The 17,025-nt window shown below is 65.5% G+C and carries 15 protein-coding genes; 11 read left to right on the forward strand and 4 right to left on the reverse strand.

The genetic code is table 11. The features are described from left to right. Window positions 1-46: 46 nt before the first annotated feature. Window positions 47-556 carry a hypothetical protein gene (locus A3764_RS00675; protein ID WP_067923213.1) on the forward strand — a complete coding sequence of 170 codons (510 nt, stop codon included), beginning with the start codon at window positions 47-49 and terminating at the stop codon, window positions 554-556. Window positions 557-678: 122 nt separating this feature from the next. Here A3764_RS00675 and A3764_RS00680 read toward each other — a convergent pair whose 3' ends face one another. The 3 genes from A3764_RS00680 to A3764_RS00690 are packed head-to-tail and all read right to left on the reverse strand — an operon-like array spanning window position 679 to window position 3,229. Further along, window positions 679-1,257 carry a TadE/TadG family type IV pilus assembly protein gene (locus tag A3764_RS00680; protein WP_067923217.1) on the reverse strand — a complete coding sequence of 193 codons (579 nt, stop codon included), beginning with the start codon at window positions 1,255-1,257 and terminating at the stop codon, window positions 679-681. Further along, window positions 1,257-1,784, reverse strand: coding sequence for a TadE/TadG family type IV pilus assembly protein (locus A3764_RS00685; RefSeq protein WP_236627976.1), 528 nt, complete (start codon window positions 1,782-1,784; stop codon window positions 1,257-1,259). Before A3764_RS00685 ends, A3764_RS00680 begins: the two co-directional genes overlap by 1 nt. A gap of 8 nt (window positions 1,785-1,792) precedes the next feature. Continuing rightward, window positions 1,793-3,229: a pilus assembly protein TadG-related protein gene (locus A3764_RS00690; RefSeq protein WP_236627977.1), complete on the reverse strand. Its 1,437-nt coding sequence runs from the start codon at window positions 3,227-3,229 to the stop codon at window positions 1,793-1,795. 355 nt (window positions 3,230-3,584) lie between these two features. On the opposite strand from A3764_RS00690, the gene A3764_RS00695 reads away from it, so the two are divergent. From A3764_RS00695 to A3764_RS00735, 9 genes are all read left to right on the forward strand, one after another. Continuing rightward, a complete protein-coding gene (locus A3764_RS00695) occupies window positions 3,585-5,015 on the forward strand; it encodes a Glu/Leu/Phe/Val family dehydrogenase (protein ID WP_067928798.1) in 1,431 nt (476 codons plus the stop codon). Between the two features lie 244 nt (window positions 5,016-5,259). Then, window positions 5,260-6,513: a sarcosine oxidase subunit beta family protein gene (locus A3764_RS00700; protein WP_067928800.1), complete on the forward strand. Its 1,254-nt coding sequence runs from the start codon at window positions 5,260-5,262 to the stop codon at window positions 6,511-6,513. 84 nt (window positions 6,514-6,597) lie between these two features. Further along, entirely contained in the window at window positions 6,598-6,870 is a 273-nt protein-coding gene (locus tag A3764_RS00705) for a sarcosine oxidase subunit delta (protein ID WP_067928802.1), read from the forward strand. Beyond that, complete coding sequence (locus tag A3764_RS00710) at window positions 6,867-9,803, forward strand: sarcosine oxidase subunit alpha family protein (RefSeq protein ID WP_067928805.1); 2,937 nt, start codon at window positions 6,867-6,869, stop codon at window positions 9,801-9,803. Before A3764_RS00705 ends, A3764_RS00710 begins: the two co-directional genes overlap by 4 nt. Beyond that, complete coding sequence (locus A3764_RS00715) at window positions 9,796-10,338, forward strand: sarcosine oxidase subunit gamma (protein WP_067928807.1); 543 nt, start codon at window positions 9,796-9,798, stop codon at window positions 10,336-10,338. The genes A3764_RS00710 and A3764_RS00715 overlap by 8 nt, the downstream gene beginning before the upstream one ends. Before the next feature lie 141 nt (window positions 10,339-10,479). Next, window positions 10,480-12,462 (forward strand): DNA primase, encoded by a 1,983-nt coding sequence (gene dnaG, locus A3764_RS00720; protein WP_067928810.1) that lies wholly within the window; start codon window positions 10,480-10,482, stop codon window positions 12,460-12,462. A gap of 152 nt (window positions 12,463-12,614) precedes the next feature. Next, window positions 12,615-14,597: an RNA polymerase sigma factor RpoD gene (gene rpoD / locus A3764_RS00725; RefSeq protein ID WP_067928813.1), complete on the forward strand. Its 1,983-nt coding sequence runs from the start codon at window positions 12,615-12,617 to the stop codon at window positions 14,595-14,597. 112 nt (window positions 14,598-14,709) lie between these two features. After that, window positions 14,710-15,129 carry a hypothetical protein gene (locus A3764_RS00730; protein ID WP_067928815.1) on the forward strand — a complete coding sequence of 140 codons (420 nt, stop codon included), beginning with the start codon at window positions 14,710-14,712 and terminating at the stop codon, window positions 15,127-15,129. Window positions 15,130-15,188: 59 nt separating this feature from the next. Then, window positions 15,189-15,608 carry a secondary thiamine-phosphate synthase enzyme YjbQ gene (locus tag A3764_RS00735; RefSeq protein ID WP_067928817.1) on the forward strand — a complete coding sequence of 140 codons (420 nt, stop codon included), beginning with the start codon at window positions 15,189-15,191 and terminating at the stop codon, window positions 15,606-15,608. Window positions 15,609-15,615: 7 nt separating this feature from the next. Here the strand turns inward: A3764_RS00735 and A3764_RS00740 are convergent, their stop codons facing one another. Next, a complete protein-coding gene (locus A3764_RS00740; RefSeq protein ID WP_067928820.1) occupies window positions 15,616-16,287 on the reverse strand; it encodes an SDR family oxidoreductase in 672 nt (223 codons plus the stop codon). Between the two features lie 184 nt (window positions 16,288-16,471). Between A3764_RS00740 and nrdR the strand changes: the two genes are divergently transcribed. After that, entirely contained in the window at window positions 16,472-16,939 is a 468-nt protein-coding gene (gene nrdR, locus A3764_RS00745; protein ID WP_067928822.1) for a transcriptional regulator NrdR, read from the forward strand. The last annotated feature ends 86 nt before the right edge of the window (window positions 16,940-17,025 follow it).

Raw genomic sequence — 17,025 nt, forward strand, 5'->3', positions numbered from 1 at the left:
GCGCCCCGGCAGGGGATAGGGGATGCGCAGTTTGAGGGAGGCACAGATGTCCCAGTTCGATCCCGACGAGGTGCTCGCCACCGCTTCCGCTTCCCCGGGGCGGCGCTTTCTGGGGCTGGGCTCGCTGCTGATGCTGGGTCTCATGGTGATCTACGTGGCCCTCGCGCGCCCGCCCGCCTTTGGCTGGCAGCTCTTTCTGCTCGCGCTGGGTATCGCCGCCATCGCCTCCGCCGAGGCGATGCGCCGCTCCACCGCCAGCCGGGTGGAGCTGACACCCACCGAACTGCGCGACGGCGACGGGACGGTGATCGCCCGCACCGAAGACATCATCGGGCTTGACCGGGGCTTTTTCGCCTTCAAACCCTCCAACGGCTTCCTGCTGAAAACCTCCGCCGCCGCCGGGCCGCGCAGCTGGCGCCCGGGCCTGTGGTGGCGCATGGGCCGCCGCATCGGCATCGGCGGGATGACCCCCGGCAACCAGACCAAGTTCATGTCGGAAGTGATCGCCGCCCTCATGGCCGAACGCCGGGGCGATCTGCCCCCGCTCGGGCGCTGAATACCGCTGCCCGGACCCTTTTCAGCGCGTTGCCCGCGGGGGCGCTGCAGCGGACGCCGCGGTAATATTTGAAAAACCTTTGTTAATCAATGGCTTGGGTTCCCCGCGGGGAACCCCCGGCCTCAGGCACCGCTGCCGGGGTTCCACAGCACCTGCGGGGCATAGCGCGGGCGGGTGAAGACGCGATTGTGGATCTTGCGCTGTTCCAGCCCGGTCTTGAAGGGCGGATCGTATATGTTCCAGGTCTCCACCACGATCACGCGTTCCTTGTCGGGCATCACGGGCAGGACGGAATGCCAGTTGGCGACCATCGCGTCCGTCAGCGGCTGCGGCCCGCCCCGGGTCTGCGACCAGTCAGTGAAGAACTTGTTGCTCGCCGCGTCGAACCACAGCGAACTGACCCGCAACGAGGTGCCGCCCGAAGGCGCCGTCAGATAGGCCAGCAGCGAATGGGTCCCGTTGAGATAGGCGTCGTCAATCGGCACGGTTTCACGAGAGATCGCATCGCCGATGGTATAGGCCGCCTTCTGGTTCACACTGTACTGATGAAACGTGTGAAAGATCGAGAACATGGCGAGGAAGGCCCAGAACATCACCGGCAGGATGATCATCGCCTCGATGGCGATGGTGCCGTCCTCACCCCTTGCAAAGCGGCGCAGGGCACGGGCCGCGCGGGCGGCAATGGGATAACGGTGCTGCATCAGTTCGGCTCCTGCACGAAGGCGGCGATGGAGGTCATGCGCGCCCGGCCCGACCCGTCCTTTTCCAGCTCGTAGCCCAGGCCGCTGCTGGGAAAGACGGGGCGGAATTTTACGCAGGCGCGCAGGATCATCATCTGGTGTTCCAGCCCCACGGTGAACCCGCGCACCGGCTCCACCGGCTTGGAGGTGTCGACACAGTCGGGCGTCGCGTCGAAGGCCGCGAAGTTGCGCGGATCGAGCGTCGCCATTTCCAGCCGCAGGGTCGTCTCGCAATCGTCGAGAAAGCCGGAATAGGTGCAGATCATCCGTTTCAGATCGTCATGCTTGAACGGAACGTTGGTGTTGAGCCGCACGTAGCGCACCGTCATGTCGAGCCCCCGGTCAAGGAACATGTGCCGGACGGAGTAGAGCCCCATTTCCACCGACATCAGGAAGGCGGTGAAGAGCAGCGGCACGAAGATCACGAATTCCAGCAGCAACACGCCGCCTTCCTCGTCCCGGCCGAACCGCCGGAGCCATCGGGGCATGATACGCGTCATAGGGTCAGCCTCAGCTGGTTGATCTGCCGGGCGATGGCGGAAAAGGCGTCCTTGATCTCAACCCCTTCGACGCGGAAGAAATGGCTGGGCGAAGAGGCGCAGCTGCGCATCACGTCGGCGCCCCGGTCATTGACCTCGAACCCGATGGACCAGATCACGATCCGGTTGGCCTTGGCCGCGTTGCAGATCGAGTCGAGCATCGCATCGGCCTGCCACGAGTAGTATTTGTAATAGCGCCACTTCGGATGGTCTTCGGACCGCACGTAGTTCCGCAGATACCAGTTCAGCGGGTACTTGCTCCAATGTTCATGGTGGCGCCTGTCGGTCTGGTAGTAGTTGTTGTTGATCCGCATGGTATGCACGTTCTGGCCGTCGGTCATCAGCACGACGGTTTTCAGCGTATCGCTGTCGCCATAGGCGGCGGGACGGTTGGCGAAGACCGGATCGCTCTGGCCCGCGCTGGCAAGCGTGGAGTTGATCGGGCGGAAGGACGGGTCCAGCATCGCCACGCCCCATTTCATACCGATATGGATGGAGGTGTTGGCACGCGGCTGGAACTGGTCGATCTGGCCTTTGAGCGCGGTGGCATTCTGCGAAAAGGCGGTGATCTTTTCGTAGGATCGCTTGGGGCAGCCGGGGTTGTCGATCGTGTCCTGCCGGTCGTCCCTGCCGTTCCAGTAATAGCCCGCATCGAAGTGCTGCATGTGCTCGTAGCTCTTCGTCGTGCTGATCGTGGTCTCGTCGAAGTCCGCCGTTTCGAAATCCACGCAGTAGGAATAGGCGTGTTTGTCGACGATGTTGAGCTGGTCGAAGATCGGCTGGCCCGCGTTCACCTGCGCCGTATAGGGCACCACGTTGATCGATATGAGATCCTCGTTGCCCTTCTTGATCACCGTGTCGATGAACACCCCGGCGGCGTCGCGCAGGTTGGCCATCTTGCCGTTGCTGCGCATGGAGCCGGAAATGTCGAGCACGAGCGAAATCTCGACCTTGTTGACCTTCTCCTCCGCCGCGGCGATGGCCGGAATGGTGAGCTTCGGCACTCCGAGGTCATCCATGAACTGGGTGTTCATGCTGGTCGTGGCATCCACGGTCACGGTCTTGTAGTTGAGGCCCTGATCGACGGTGACATTGGCCACATATCCGGCCATGCCGCTCTTGGCGAAATAATCATAGACCACATCTTTGGCGTCGCGGGTCTGGTCGAGGTCGGCAGCGGCCAGAACGGCGCGGTCCGATACCGCCTGTATCCGGGTGCGTTCCATTTCGTGGCGCATCAGATCGACGCCGATCCCCCCCACCATGAGCATCATCAGGATCATGAAACAGGCAAAAATCGTTACGGTGCCCTCCTCTGCCGCCGCGAAGCGGCGCAAGCGGGCCGCGCGCCGGTGGGGCGGGGCCGGTGGGGCGGACATTCTGTCTGCGATCATCGTTCACCTCTCGATCCCGGCACGGGATGCCGGGGCGGATTCGCGGGATTAACCTTGCTTGGGTATGCTCTCCAATCTTGGCGTTAGTGGGGCGTCACCAAGGCGGTGCCGGACGGGAGTGCGGCGTAAAGAGGCAACGAAACAGAGAAAAGCGCGACATCGTTTCCCGTTAGGAAACAGTGAATCAAACACGCTGTGGCAAACGGGGCGAAATCGGGCCGCAAGGGCCCGGGGCACGCGCCGGGCGCTTTACGGTCGCGCAATGTCTCCGCTGCGCTTAGGCTGGGGCCAGAAAGCGCCGGCACGAGTCGCAGCGTGGCTGCACACCGGCAAGACGAACCAACAGGAGAAACAGATGGATTCCACCAACGAGCCGAGTTTCCGCGACAGTGTCGACATCATGTTCAACCGGGCCGTCGCGCTGATGGACCTCGCCCCGGGTCTCGAAGAGAAGATCCGCGTCTGCAACGCGACCTATACCGTGCGTTTCGGCGTGCGCCTGCGCGGCCGCATCCAGACCTTCACGGGCTACCGCTCGGTCCATTCCGAACATATGGAACCGGTCAAGGGCGGGATCCGCTATTCGCTCAACGTGAACCAGAACGAGGTGGAGGCGCTGGCGGCGCTGATGACCTATAAATGCGCGCTGGTGGAGGCGCCCTTCGGCGGCTCCAAGGGCGGGCTCTGCATCGATCCGCGCGAATACGAGGAACACGAGCTTGAACTCATCACCCGGCGCTTCGCCTACGAGCTGATCAAGCGCGACATGATCAACCCGGCCCAGAACGTGCCCGCCCCCGACATGGGCACCGGCGAGCGCGAGATGGCCTGGATCGCGGATCAGTACAAACGCATGAACACCACCGACATCAACGGCGTGGCCTGCGTGACCGGCAAGCCCATCAACGCGGGCGGTATCCAGGGCCGGACGGAGGCGACGGGGCGCGGGGTGCAATACGCGCTACACGCCTTCTTCAACGACGAGAAGGGCATGGAGAAGGCGGGCCTTACCGGGACGCTGGAGGGCAAACGCGTGGTGGTGCAGGGCTTGGGCAACGTGGGGTATCACGCCGCCAAGTTCCTCAGCGAGGAAGACGGCTGCATCATCACCACCATCATCGAACGGGACGGCGCGCTGCACGATCCCGATGGCCTGAAGGTGGAGGCGGTGCACCAGTGGATCCAGAAGCACGGCACCGTGAAGGGCTTCCCCGGCGTGACCTGCGAACCCGACGGGGCGAAGCTGCTGGAAACGGAATGCGACATCCTGATCCCCGCAGCGCTCGAAGGGGTGATCAACATGGGCAACGCGAAACGCATCCAGGCCCCCCTGATCATCGAGGCCGCGAACGGCCCCGTCACGGCGGGTGCTGACGAGGTGCTGCGCAAGAAGGGCACGGTCATCGTGCCGGACATGTATGCCAACGCCGGCGGCGTGACCGTTTCCTATTTCGAATGGGTCAAGAACCTGAGCCACATCCGCTTTGGCCGGATGCAGCGCCGGGCCGAGGAATCGCGCCACCGGCTGGTGGTGGACGAACTGGAACGGCTGAGCGCCGACAAGGGGCTGGGCTGGACCCTGAGCCCGGACTTCAAGGAAAGATACCTACGTGGCGCGGGGGAGCTGGAACTGGTGCGCTCGGGTCTCGATGACACCATGCGCACCTCCTATACCTCCATGGCCGATGTCTGGCACGGGCGGGACGATGTGGATGATCTGCGCACCGCCGCCTACCTCGTATCGATCGGCAAGGTCGCGGCAAGCTACCGCGCCAAGGGGCTCTGACAGGGGCGGGCGGTGCCGTTGGCGCGCCGCCCCCTCCTTCCAGATGGTTCAAATCCCCGCCGGAGGCATCCGCCGGCTCCCTCAGCCGGTGCGCTCTCGGTCGGCACGGCCCGGCGTCTGCGAGCGAAAACAATGCGGAAACGACGAAGCCTGTCGGAAACCGGCCTGTCTGAGCGGTGCCGCATTGATACCGCTGGACGGGGAAGCTAGCCTTTCAGGGGCGAGGCGATGACGAGGGCATAAGATGCGGTTTTCCGGTTTGCGCGTTCTGCGCGAGGGGCTGACAGGCAACAAGGGCTGGGCGCCCCATTGGCGCGATGCCGAACCCAAGGCTCAGTATGACGCGATCATCATCGGCGGCGGCGGCCACGGGTTGTCCACCGCCTATTACCTTGCCCGCGAACACGGGCTGACCAATGTCGCGGTGCTGGAAAAGGGCTATCTGGGCGGCGGCAACGTCGGGCGCAACACGACGATCGTGCGGGCCAACTACTTCCTCGAAGGCAATTCGCAGTTCTATTCCCATTCGCTCAAGCTCTGGGAGGGGCTGGAGGAGGAATTGAACTACAACGTGATGCACAGCCAGCGCGGCCTGATCAACCTCTTCCACTCCGACGGGCAGCGCGACGCCTTCGCGCGCCGGGGCAACGCGATGATCAATCAGGGCGACGACGCGGTGCTGCTCGACCGCGAGGGGGTGCGCCGCTATCTGCCCTATCTCGATTTCGACAATGTGCGCTTTCCCGTCTACGGCGGGCTGCTGCATCCGCGCGGCGGCACCGCGCGCCACGATGCCGTGGCATGGGGCTATGCCCGGGGGGCCGACCGGCTGGGCGTCGATCTGATCCAGCGCTGCGAGGTCACCGGCATCGACATCGAGAACGGCGCGGTGCGCGGGGTCCAGACCACGCGCGGGGCCATTCGCGCGAAGAAGGTGGCCATCGTCACCGCCGGACGTTCCGGTCAGGTGGCGGCGATGGCGGGCATGCGCCTGCCCATCGAAAGCCATGTGTTGCAGGCCTTCGTGACCGAGGGGCTGAAACCCTGCATCGATCACGTGGTGAGCTTCGGCATGGGGCATTTCTATATCAGCCAGTCGGACAAGGGCGGGCTGGTCTTCGGCGGGGATCTGGATTTCTACGCCTCCTACGCGCAGCGCGGCAACCTGCCCATGGCCGAACATGTGATGGAGGCGGGCATGACGCTGATGCCGATGATCGGCAAGGCCAAGGTCCTGCGGTCCTGGGGCGGCATCATGGACATGACGCCCGACGGCTCGCCCATCATCGACAGGACGGAGACCGAGGGGCTCTTTGTCGATTGCGGCTGGTGCTATGGCGGGTTCAAGGCGGTGCCCGGATCGGGCTTTGCGCTGGCGCATCTGATGGCGACCGGGCGGCCCCATGCTTCGGCCGAGCGGTTCCGGCTGGACCGGTTCCGCACCGGGCGCGGCCTGATGGACGAGGAGGGGACGGGTGCCCAGCACAACCTGCATTGATCGGCGCATTCGCCGGAGCCTCCGGCGGGAGTATTTGCGAAAGGGTGAAGGGGCGGTCTGCGTCCGCTTCAGGAGGGAGAGGGCATGAGGATCGATTGTCCGAATTGCGGCACGCGCGACCGGCGCGAGTTCTATTATCAGGGTGCGGCGGTGGCGCTGGAGCGGCCCGCGCCCGACGCCGGGGCGGAGGTCTGGGACGCCTATCTGCACCTGCGCGAGAACCCGGCGGGGCGCACGCGCGACCTGTGGCAGCATGATGGCGGCTGCGGCGTCTGGTTGGTGGTGACGCGCGATACAGCGACCCATGAGATTTTCGAGGTGACCCGGGCCAGCGACGTGGCGGAGGGTGCCCGATGAGGATTTCCGGCAAGGGGCGGATCGACCGGTCGCGCCCGGTGAGTTTTCGCTTTGACGGCAACCGCTACGAGGGGTTCGAGGGCGATACCGTCGCCTCGGCCCTGCTGGCCAGCGGCGTGCGCCTGATGGGACGGTCCTTCAAGTATCATCGCCCGCGCGGCGTGCTGACCGCCGGGAGCGAGGAGCCCAATGCGTTGATCACCACCGGGCGCGGCGCCGGGCGCACGCCCAATGTGCGCGCCACGGTGCAGGAGGCCTATTCCGGGCTGGAGGCGCGGTCGCAGAACGCCTGGCCCTCGCTCGGTTTCGATGTGCTGGCGGTCAACGATCTTGCCGCGCCGTTCCTCGGGGCCGGGTTCTATTACAAGACCTTCATGTGGCCCCGGCGGTTCTGGGAAGCGGTTTATGAACCTGCGATCCGCCGGGCCGCTGGCCTGGGCGCGCTGAGCGGCGCGCATAACCCCGACCGCTATGAACGCGCCTTTGCCTTTTGCGACCTGCTGGTCATCGGCGCGGGCCCCACGGGGTTGATGGCGGCGCTGACAGCGGCGGAGGCGGGGGCAGATGTGATCCTCGCCGATGAGGATTTCCTGCCCGGCGGGCGGCTCAATGCCGAAACGGTGGAAGTGGACGGAAAGCCGGGCCATGAATGGGCGGCGGAGGTCGTGGCGCGCCTGCGGTCCATGGACAACGTGCGCGTGATGACCCGCACCACCGTGACCGGGGTCTACGACGGCGGCACCTATGGCGCGCTGGAGCGGGTGAACCTGCATCGCGGCGACCGGCCCGAGACCGCGCCGCTGGAATGTTTCTGGCGCATCGTTGCACGCCGGGCGGTGCTGGCCGCGGGCGGGCTGGAGCGGCCCATCGCCTTTCGCAACAACGACCGCCCGGGCATCATGATGGCCGGGGCGGTGCGCAGTTACCTCAACCGGTGGGGGGTCAGCCCGGGCCGGCGCGTCACCGTCTTCGGCAACAACGACGATGCCCATCGCACGGCACATGATCTGGCGGCGGCGGGGGTGCATGTGGCGGCGCTGATCGATGCCCGACCCGACATTGCATTGCCCGATGCGCCCTTTCCGGTCTATCGCGGCGCGCAGGTGTGCAATTCGGCGGGCCGCAAGGAGTTGGAGAGCATCACCCTGCAGTCGGCCAGCGGGATGCAGACCATCCAGACCGACTGCCTCGCCGTGTCGGGCGGCTGGAACCCGACGGTGCATCTGACCTGTCATCTGAACGGGCGCCCCGTCTGGCAGCCTGACATTCAGGCCTTTGTGCCCGATGCCGGGGCGGTGCCGGGGCTGAGGGCCGCCGGGGCCTGCAACGGCGTCTTTTCCACCCGGGCCTGTCTGGGCGCCGGGGCCGAGGCCGCGGCGGAGGCGCTGGAGGCTCTGGGCAAGAAGGGCGCGGGCCTGTCGGTGCCGGAGGCGGAGGACGCCGACTACGCGTTGTCGCCGCTTTGGGCCGTGGCGGGGCGGGGCCGGGCGTGGCTCGATTTTCAGAACGACGTGAGCGTGAAGGACATCAAGCAGGCGGCGGAGGAGAACTTCCGTTCCGTCGAGCATATGAAGCGCTACACCACGCAGGGCATGGCGACGGATCAGGGCAAGAACTCCAACGTCGCGGCATTGGCGGTGCTGGCGGACGCCACCGGGCGGGGCATCGCGGAGACGGGGATCACCACCTTCCGCCCGCCCTATGTGCCGGTCTCCATCGCCGCGATGGGCGCGGGCGCGCAGGGAAAGGGCTTTGCGCCCGAACGGTTCACCACCAGCCACGCCCAGAGCCGCCGCATGGGCGCGCCGATGATCGAGGCGGGGTTGTGGTATCGTCCGAGCTTCTTTCCGCGCAGCGGCGAGACGACATGGCGCCAGTCCTGCGACCGGGAGGTGGGCTTCGTGCGTAACGCCGTGGGGGTCTGCGATGTCTCCACCTTGGGCAAGATCGACATCAAGGGACCGGATGCGGCCAAGCTGCTGGATTTCGTCTATACCAACGTCTTCAGCACGCTGAAGGTGGGGCGCGTGCGCTATGGGCTGATGCTGCGCGAGGACGGGCATGTCCTGGACGACGGCACCTGCGCGCGGCTGGGCGAGACGCATTACGTGATGACCACCACCACCGCCGCGGCGGGCGCGGTGATGCGGCACCTCGAATTCGTGACCCAGTGCCTGCATCCCGAATGGGCCGTCGCCTTTACCTCTGTCACCGAGCATTGGGCGCAGTTCGCCGTGGCGGGGCCGGAATCGCGCAAACTGGTCAATGACCTCATGAAGGAGGAGATCGACGATGCGGGCTGGCCCTTCATGGCCTGCGGTGAGGTGGAGGTGATGGGTGCCGCGGGGCGGCTTTTTCGCATCAGCTTTTCGGGCGAACATGCCTATGAGATTGCGGTGCCCGCGCGCTATGGCGCGAGCCTGTTCCGTGAGCTGGTGTCGCGCGCCGAGGCGCTGGGCGGCGGGGCCTACGGGATGGAGGCGCTCAACGTGTTGCGGATCGAGAAGGGGCATATCACCCATTCGGAAATTCATGGCCGCACCACCGCCTTTGACATCGGCATGGAGCGCATGGTCTCCGACAAGAAGGATTGCATCGGCAAGACGATGGCTGAGCGGCCCGGCCTGCAGGACGAGGAGCGCGAGCGGCTGGTGGGCTTGCGCCCGGTCGGGGCGGTGAAGCAGTTGACCGCGGGCGCGCATCTTTTCGAGCGGGAGGCCGAAGCGGTGCGCGAGAACGATCAGGGCTATATCACCTCGGTCGCCTTCTCGCCCGATGTGGGCAGCTTCATCGGGCTGGGGTTCGTCAAAGGGGGGCCGGAGCGGATGGGCGAGGTGCTGAGGATGGTCGATCATCTACGCGAACTGGAGGCGGAGGTCGAAATCTGCTCCCCCGTTTTCGTCGATCCGGAAGGGGGGCGCACACGTGGCTAACCTGAAATCCAGAACCCCCTGCGGTGATCTGCTGCCCTTGGAGATTGGCAGCGCGAGGCTGGAGGAAACCGATCCGGGGCATCTGACCGTGCTGTCGGAACTTGGGCGGGAGGGGGCGCTGGCCGCCGCCCTGTCGCAGGCCCATGGGCTGGACTGGCCCAGGCCGGGGCGCGCCACGGGCAAGGAGGGCAACCGATGCCTGTGGTTCGGACACCGCGAGGTGCTGCTGGCGGGCCCCGCGCCGGATGCCGCATTGTCGGAAAAGGGCGCCGTGACGGATGTGACCGACGGCTGGGCCAGCGTGATCCTGTCGGGCCCGGGGGCGGAGGACGTGTTGGCGCGGCTTATCCCGGTGGACCTGCGGCGGCCGGCTTTCAAGATGGGGCACAGCGCGCGCAGCCTCTTGCAGCACATGCCGGTGTCGATCACCCGGATCGGGGCCGACCGGTTCCTGCTGCTGGCCTTCCGGTCCATGGCCACAACGCTGGTGCATGATCTGAAGCAGGCGATGGAGGTGGTGGCGACCCGGGCGTGAGGCCCGCACCCCTTGCTCTGCCTGCCGCTCTGGCGCAACCGGGGGTTTGCCACCCCCGGACCCCCGGCGAGTATTTATGAAAGGGTGAAGGTCCACCGCCGTCGCTGGACTCTGTGGACCCTGCGCCGGTATGATCGCCGCATGAGCCTGCCCCCCGGATTTCTCGACGAGTTGCGTGAGCGTTCCAGCCTGTCGCAGGTGGTGGGGCGCAAGGTGTCGTGGGACATGCGCAAATCCAACCAGGGCAAGGGCGACATGTGGGCGCCGTGCCCGTTTCATCAGGAAAAAAGCGCCTCTTTTCATGTAGATGACCGCAAGGGATTTTATTATTGCTTTGGCTGCCATGCCAAGGGCGATGCGATCTCCTTCGTGCGGGAGACCGAGAACGTTGGTTTCATGGAGGCCATCGAGATCCTCGCGCGGGAGGCGGGGATGGAAGTGCCGAAACAGGACCCGCGTGCGCAGGCGAAGGCCGACCGGCGCGATCTGCTGGCCGAGGTCATGGAACAGGCGGTGCGCTGGTATCGGCTGCAGCTTCAGACCGGAGCGGCGGCGGAGGCGCGGCGCTATCTCGAAGGGCGCGGGCTGCCGCGGGCGGCACAGGAACGCTGGGAGCTGGGCTTCGCGCCGGATGCCTGGCAGGGGCTGTGGGATCATCTGACGGGCAAGGGCGTGGCGGAGGACCTGATCCTAGGTGCGGGGCTGGCGAAGCCGTCGTCCAAGGGCGGGCGGCCCTATGACACGTTCCGCAACCGCATCATCTATCCGATCCGCGACGGCAGGGGCCGGGCCATCGCCTTTGGCGGGCGCGCGATGGACCCGGACGACAAGGCGAAATACCTCAACTCGCCGGAGACCGAGCTTTTCGACAAGGGGCGCAGCCTTTACAACATGCGCGCCGCGCGCACGGCGGCGGGGCAGGGCAGGACGTTGCTGGTGGCCGAGGGCTACATGGATGTGATCGCCCTGTCGGAGGCGGGCTTTGGCGCGGCGGTGGCGCCGCTGGGCACGGCGATTACCGAGACGCAGCTGCAATTGCTCTGGCGGATCGCCCCGGAGCCGGTGCTGATGCTGGATGGGGACGCGGCGGGCCAGCGTGCCGCGATGCGGGTGATCGATCTGGCGCTGCCGCTGCTGGAGGCCGGCCAGAGCCTGCGCTTTGCCGTGATGCCCGAGGGCAAGGACCCCGATGACCTGTTGCGCGCCGAAGGTGCCGCCGCGGTGCAGAAGCTGGTCGATGCCGCCCTGCCCATGGTCCAGCTTTTGTGGCGGCGCGAGACCGAGGGCCGCAGTTTCGACAGCCCCGAACGGAAGGCCGCGCTCGACAAGAGCCTGCGCGATGCGATCAAGACGATCCGCGACCCGTCGATCCGCAGCCACTACGGGCAGGAGATCAAGGACCTGCGCTGGCAGTTGTTCCGTCCCGCCCGGAAGGGGCAGGGGGCGGGGGGCAAGCGCGCCTTTGCCCCCGGTCGCCCCGGCGGCCGGGGCATGCCTGCGGGGCCGGTGGCGCCGATGCCCAGCACCAAGACCTCTGCGCTGGTGACCGCGACGCGGCCCGACAGCGGCGCGCATCTGCGCGAGGCCGTGATCCTTGCGGTGCTGGCGCGCTGCCCCGAACTCGCCGAGGAATTCGAGCCGGGGATCGAGGCGATGCGCTGTCAGGACCCCGACCATGCCCGGCTGCGCGATCTGATCCTGCGCCATGGCCACGCCGGCGAGGCGCTTCTGGCGGAGCGGATTGCCGGTGCACTGGGCGAGGACGCCCTTGAAAATCTGCTGGCGCAGCGCCATGTCGCGATCACACCCTGCATCCGCACACCCGGGGATACCGAACGCGCCCGGCTGACGGTGGCCGAGGAACTGGCCAAGCTCGAAGCGATGCGCGGGCTCGATGCCGAGATCGAGGAAGCGGCCGAGGATCTGACCGGCACGGCGGACGAGGGGGTGACATGGCGGCTGAGCGAAGCTGCCCGGGCCGCGGACCGCGCGGTGCGTGCCGGGCAGGAGGACAAGGCCGAATACGACATCGGAGACAACGGTGCGCGCATCAGCCGGGACGAGCGAAACGCGCTCGATGCGCTTCTGGGAACGATCCGCTTTTCCAAGTCGGGCGAGAGTTGATCAAATCAACGTTTGCACAGCGTGACCTTTTGGCCCAAGCGGTTAAATAAAATTAAGGGGACCGGGTTTAAGAATCACCCGGCACCCCCCATGATTCGGAAATTCGAATCACCCCACATGTGATTCGCGCCTGCGCGCTGAAGGAGGACGAGATGGCTGCCAAAGATGCCAATGAAGACGCCAAGACCGACGACGGTGAAGCGGGCCACTCCCTCGACATGAGCCAGGCCGCCGTCAAGAAGATGATCGGCGAGGCCCGGGAAAAGGGATATATCACCTACGATCAGCTCAACACGGTGCTGCCGCCCGATCAGGTGAGCTCCGAACAGATCGAGGACGTGATGTCGATGCTGTCCGAAATGGGCATCAACATCATCGAGGATGAAGAGGCCGAGGAGGAGGAACAGAAGGGTTCCACCGAGCTGACGACGACCGACAGCAACAAGGAAGTCGCGCTTTCCTCGGGCACGACCGAAAAGCTCGACCGGACGGATGACCCGGTGCGCATGTACCTGCGCGAGATGGGCAGCGTCGAACTGCTGAGCCGGGAGGGCGAGATCGCCATCGCCAAGCGGATCGAGGCCGGGCGCAACACCATGATCGCGGGTCTGTGCGAAAGCCCGCTGACCTTTCAGGCCATCACCATCTGGCGCGACGAACTGCTGTCAGAGGACATCCTGCTGCGCGATGTGATCGATCTGGAGGCGACCTTCGGCAACCAGCTGGGCGACGAAGAGGAAAGCGCCCCCGTTGTCGCCCCCGGCGCCACGGCGGAAAGCAAGCCTTCGGAGGACAAGGCCGAGCTCGACGCCGACGGCAACCCGATCTCCACCGAGGATGACGACGACGAGGACGAACAGGCCAACATGAGCCTTGCGGCCATGGAAGCCGCCCTGAAGCCGCAGGTTCTCGAGGCGCTGGACATCATCGCGGACGATTACGCCAAGCTGAGCGAGATGCAGGACAGCCGTATTTCGGCCACGCTGAACGAAGACGGCACCTTTTCGCAGACCGATGAGGACACGTACCAGAAGCTGCGGTCGGAGATCGTGCTGCTGGTGAACGAGCTTCACCTGCACAACAACCGTATCGAAGCGTTGATCGACCAGCTTTACGGCATCAACCGCCGGATCATGCAGATCGACAGCGCCATGGTGAAGCTGGCCGATCAGGCCCGCATCAACCGCAAGGAATTCGTCGACGAATACCGCGGCTACGAGCTTGATCCCAACTGGATGGAGCGGATGGCCGAGAAGTCGGGCCGGGGCTGGCAGATGTTCATCGAACGCTCCTCCGACAAGGTGGACGAGTTGCGCACCGACATGGCGCAGGTCGGTCAGTATGTCGGGCTCGACATCTCGGAATTCCGCCGCATCGTGCAACAGGTCCAGAAGGGCGAGAAGGAGGCCCGTCAGGCCAAGAAGGAAATGGTCGAGGCGAACCTGCGGCTCGTGATTTCCATCGCCAAGAAGTACACGAACCGCGGGTTGCAATTCCTTGATTTGATTCAGGAAGGTAACATCGGCCTGATGAAGGCGGTTGACAAGTTCGAGTATCGCCGCGGCTACAAGTTCTCCACCTATGCGACATGGTGGATCCGGCAGGCGATCACCCGGTCGATCGCGGATCAGGCGCGGACCATCCGTATCCCCGTGCATATGATCGAGACGATCAACAAGCTGGTCCGCACGGGCCGCCAGATGCTGCATGAGATCGGCCGCGAACCCACGCCCGAGGAACTGGCCGAAAAGCTGCAGATGCCGCTGGAAAAGGTTCGCAAGGTGATGAAGATCGCCAAGGAGCCTATCTCTCTCGAAACGCCCATCGGCGACGAGGAAGACAGCCAGCTTGGCGATTTCATCGAGGACAAGAACGCGGTTCTGCCGCTGGACAGCGCCATTCAGGAAAACCTGAAGGAAACCACGACACGGGTTCTCGCCAGCCTCACCCCGCGTGAGGAACGCGTGCTGCGGATGCGCTTCGGCATCGGCATGAACACCGATCACACGCTCGAAGAGGTGGGCCAGCAGTTCAGCGTGACGCGCGAACGTATCCGCCAGATCGAGGCGAAGGCGCTGCGCAAGCTGAAGCACCCCAGCCGGTCGCGCAAGCTGCGCTCCTTCCTCGACCAGTGATCCCGGCCCGCCGGGACTGACCTTGCAGCGGCCGCCACGGGGAACCGGGCGGCCGTTTTGCCTCTGCCCCGGGGCGGGCTATGTTGTGTTCCCCCATCCAAAGGAAACCGCCATGCGCCGCGCCGTCATTTTCGCCGCCGTTCTGGCCAGCCTGCCGCTGCAGGCCGCCACCCAGCAGCCCGCCTATCGGGCGGTCAACTGGCTGATCGTCGTGCCGGTTACGGCAAGCAGTTTCGAGGTGCTGGAGGACTACGGCGAAGGCGCGCGGGGCATGTGGTGCGCCGCCGGGGATTACGCGCGCAACCGCATCGGCGTTCCGGTGCGGGCGCAGCTTTACCTCAAGGGCGCGCGCGGCCCGTCGCGGACCGTGCCGGGCCGCACGGCGGTTCTGTTCACGCTGGACCCGGACACGCTGGACCGGCCGCCGCGCTCCTCCTATTCGCTGTCGATGCGGGAGGTCGGGCAGAAACGCTCCGTCGCGCAATCCTATCAGCTCTGTACCGAAGAGCTATTTGACATCGACGATCTTTAACCGCGGGCGAACCTGCCCGAAGGATTGCGGCGCCCGCGCGTTCGGGCGACATTGGCGGCATGCAAACCACATTCGAAATCGCGACCCGGGGCGCCGGGCTTTATGAATTCACGCCGCAGCCCGCCCGCTGGCTGGGCGGGGCGGGGGACGGGCTGCTCACGCTGTTCCTGCGCCACACCTCTGCCTCGCTCCTGATACAGGAGAACGCGGACCCGGATGTGCAGCGCGACCTGAGGGCCTATTTCGACCGGCTGGTGCCGCCCTCCGACGATGCGTCGATGTCCTATCTGCGCCACATCGCCGAGGGGCCGGACGATATGCCGGCCCATATCAAGGCGGCGATGATGCCCGTTTCGCTTGCCATTCCGGTGCAGGGCGGGCGGATGCTTCTGGGCACATGGCAGGGGATATACCTCTTTGAGCACCGCAGCGCGCCCCACACCCGCCGGGTCGCGGCCCACTTCAGCGCGGACCGCTAGGGGCGCGTCAATCCACCGGCATCAGGTGGATTTCGCGGATGGCGGCATGGGCGGGCGCCTCAAGCGCGTGCATCACCGCTTGGGCCACGTCATCGGGCTGCAACTTGTCGGGCTTGGGTTCGTCGAAAAAGCCCGTGTCGACCATACCGGGGGAGACGACCATGCAGCGCCCGCCCCATTCGGCCATCTCGTCGGCGAGGTTGCCGGCGAAACCGTGAATGAACCATTTCGTCGCGCTGTAGATCGAGCCCTTGATGTGCCGACGCCCCGCGGCGGAGCCCGTGACCACGTATTGGCCCGTGGTCTTGCGCAGATGGGGAATGGCGGCATGGGCGGTATAGAGCGCGCCCATGATGTTGAGGTCGACCATCGCCCGCCAATCCTCCGGATCGCCCTTTTCGGTGCCTGCGGGCTGCGTGCCGCGCCCGGCATTGGCGAAGGCGGCATCGAGCTGGCCGTATCTTTCTACCAGCTGCGCGATGGCGTCGGCCTGCGCCTGCCGGTCGGTGGCGTCGCCTTCCAGCACCAGCGCGGCATCGCCGATGTCTTCCGCAAGATCGCGCAGCTTGTCGCCGCTGCGCGCAAAAAGGCCCACGTTCCAGCCCGCCTTGGCCGCCGCGCGGGCGGTGGCGGCACCGATGCCGCTGGAGGCGCCCGTGATGAACAACGTCTTTGCCATGGTCTTTCCTTTCAATTCAGTCGGGGCCCAACGCCCCAGACGGGCTTGAGGTCCGGCGCCTACATCTAGCGAAGCATTTGAGTACTACCCAAAACTTCGGTGTTGGCCTATAAGTGTAGGCAAGTGGGCGCTACGCCCCACAACAGAGGCAGATTTCGATCAAGACAGAGAAGGGGGACAGGCGATGCGCTGCCCGTTTTGCGGAAACATCGACACCCAGGTCAAGGACAGTCGCCCCGCCGAAGATCACGTTTCTATCCGGCGGCGCCGGTTCTGTCCCGCCTGTGGCGGTCGCTTCACCACCTATGAACGGGTGCAGCTCCGCGATCTGGTGGTGATCAAATCCTCCGGCAAGCGGGAGGATTTCGACCGCGACAAACTGGAACGGTCCATCCGCATTTCCATGCAGAAGCGCCCCATCGATCCCGAGCGGATCGATCAGATGATCAGCGGCATCGTGCGGCGGCTGGAAAGCATGGGCGAGACCGACATCAACTCCAAGCAGATCGGCGAGATCGTGATGGAGGCCCTGGCCCGGATCGACACGGTGGCCTATGTCCGCTTTGCCAGCGTCTACAAGAATTTCCAGGCCGCCGACGATTTCGACAAGTTCGTGCAGGAGCTTCGCCCGAACGCCCCGCCCGAAGAGTGAACGACGCCCGCTTCATGGCCACGGCGCTGACGCTGGGCGGACGGGGGCAGGGGCAGGTCTGGCCCAACCCCGCGGTCGGCTGCGTC

Source organism: Sulfitobacter sp. HI0129 (assembly GCF_001635395.1).
Classification (GTDB): domain Bacteria; phylum Pseudomonadota; class Alphaproteobacteria; order Rhodobacterales; family Rhodobacteraceae; genus Sulfitobacter.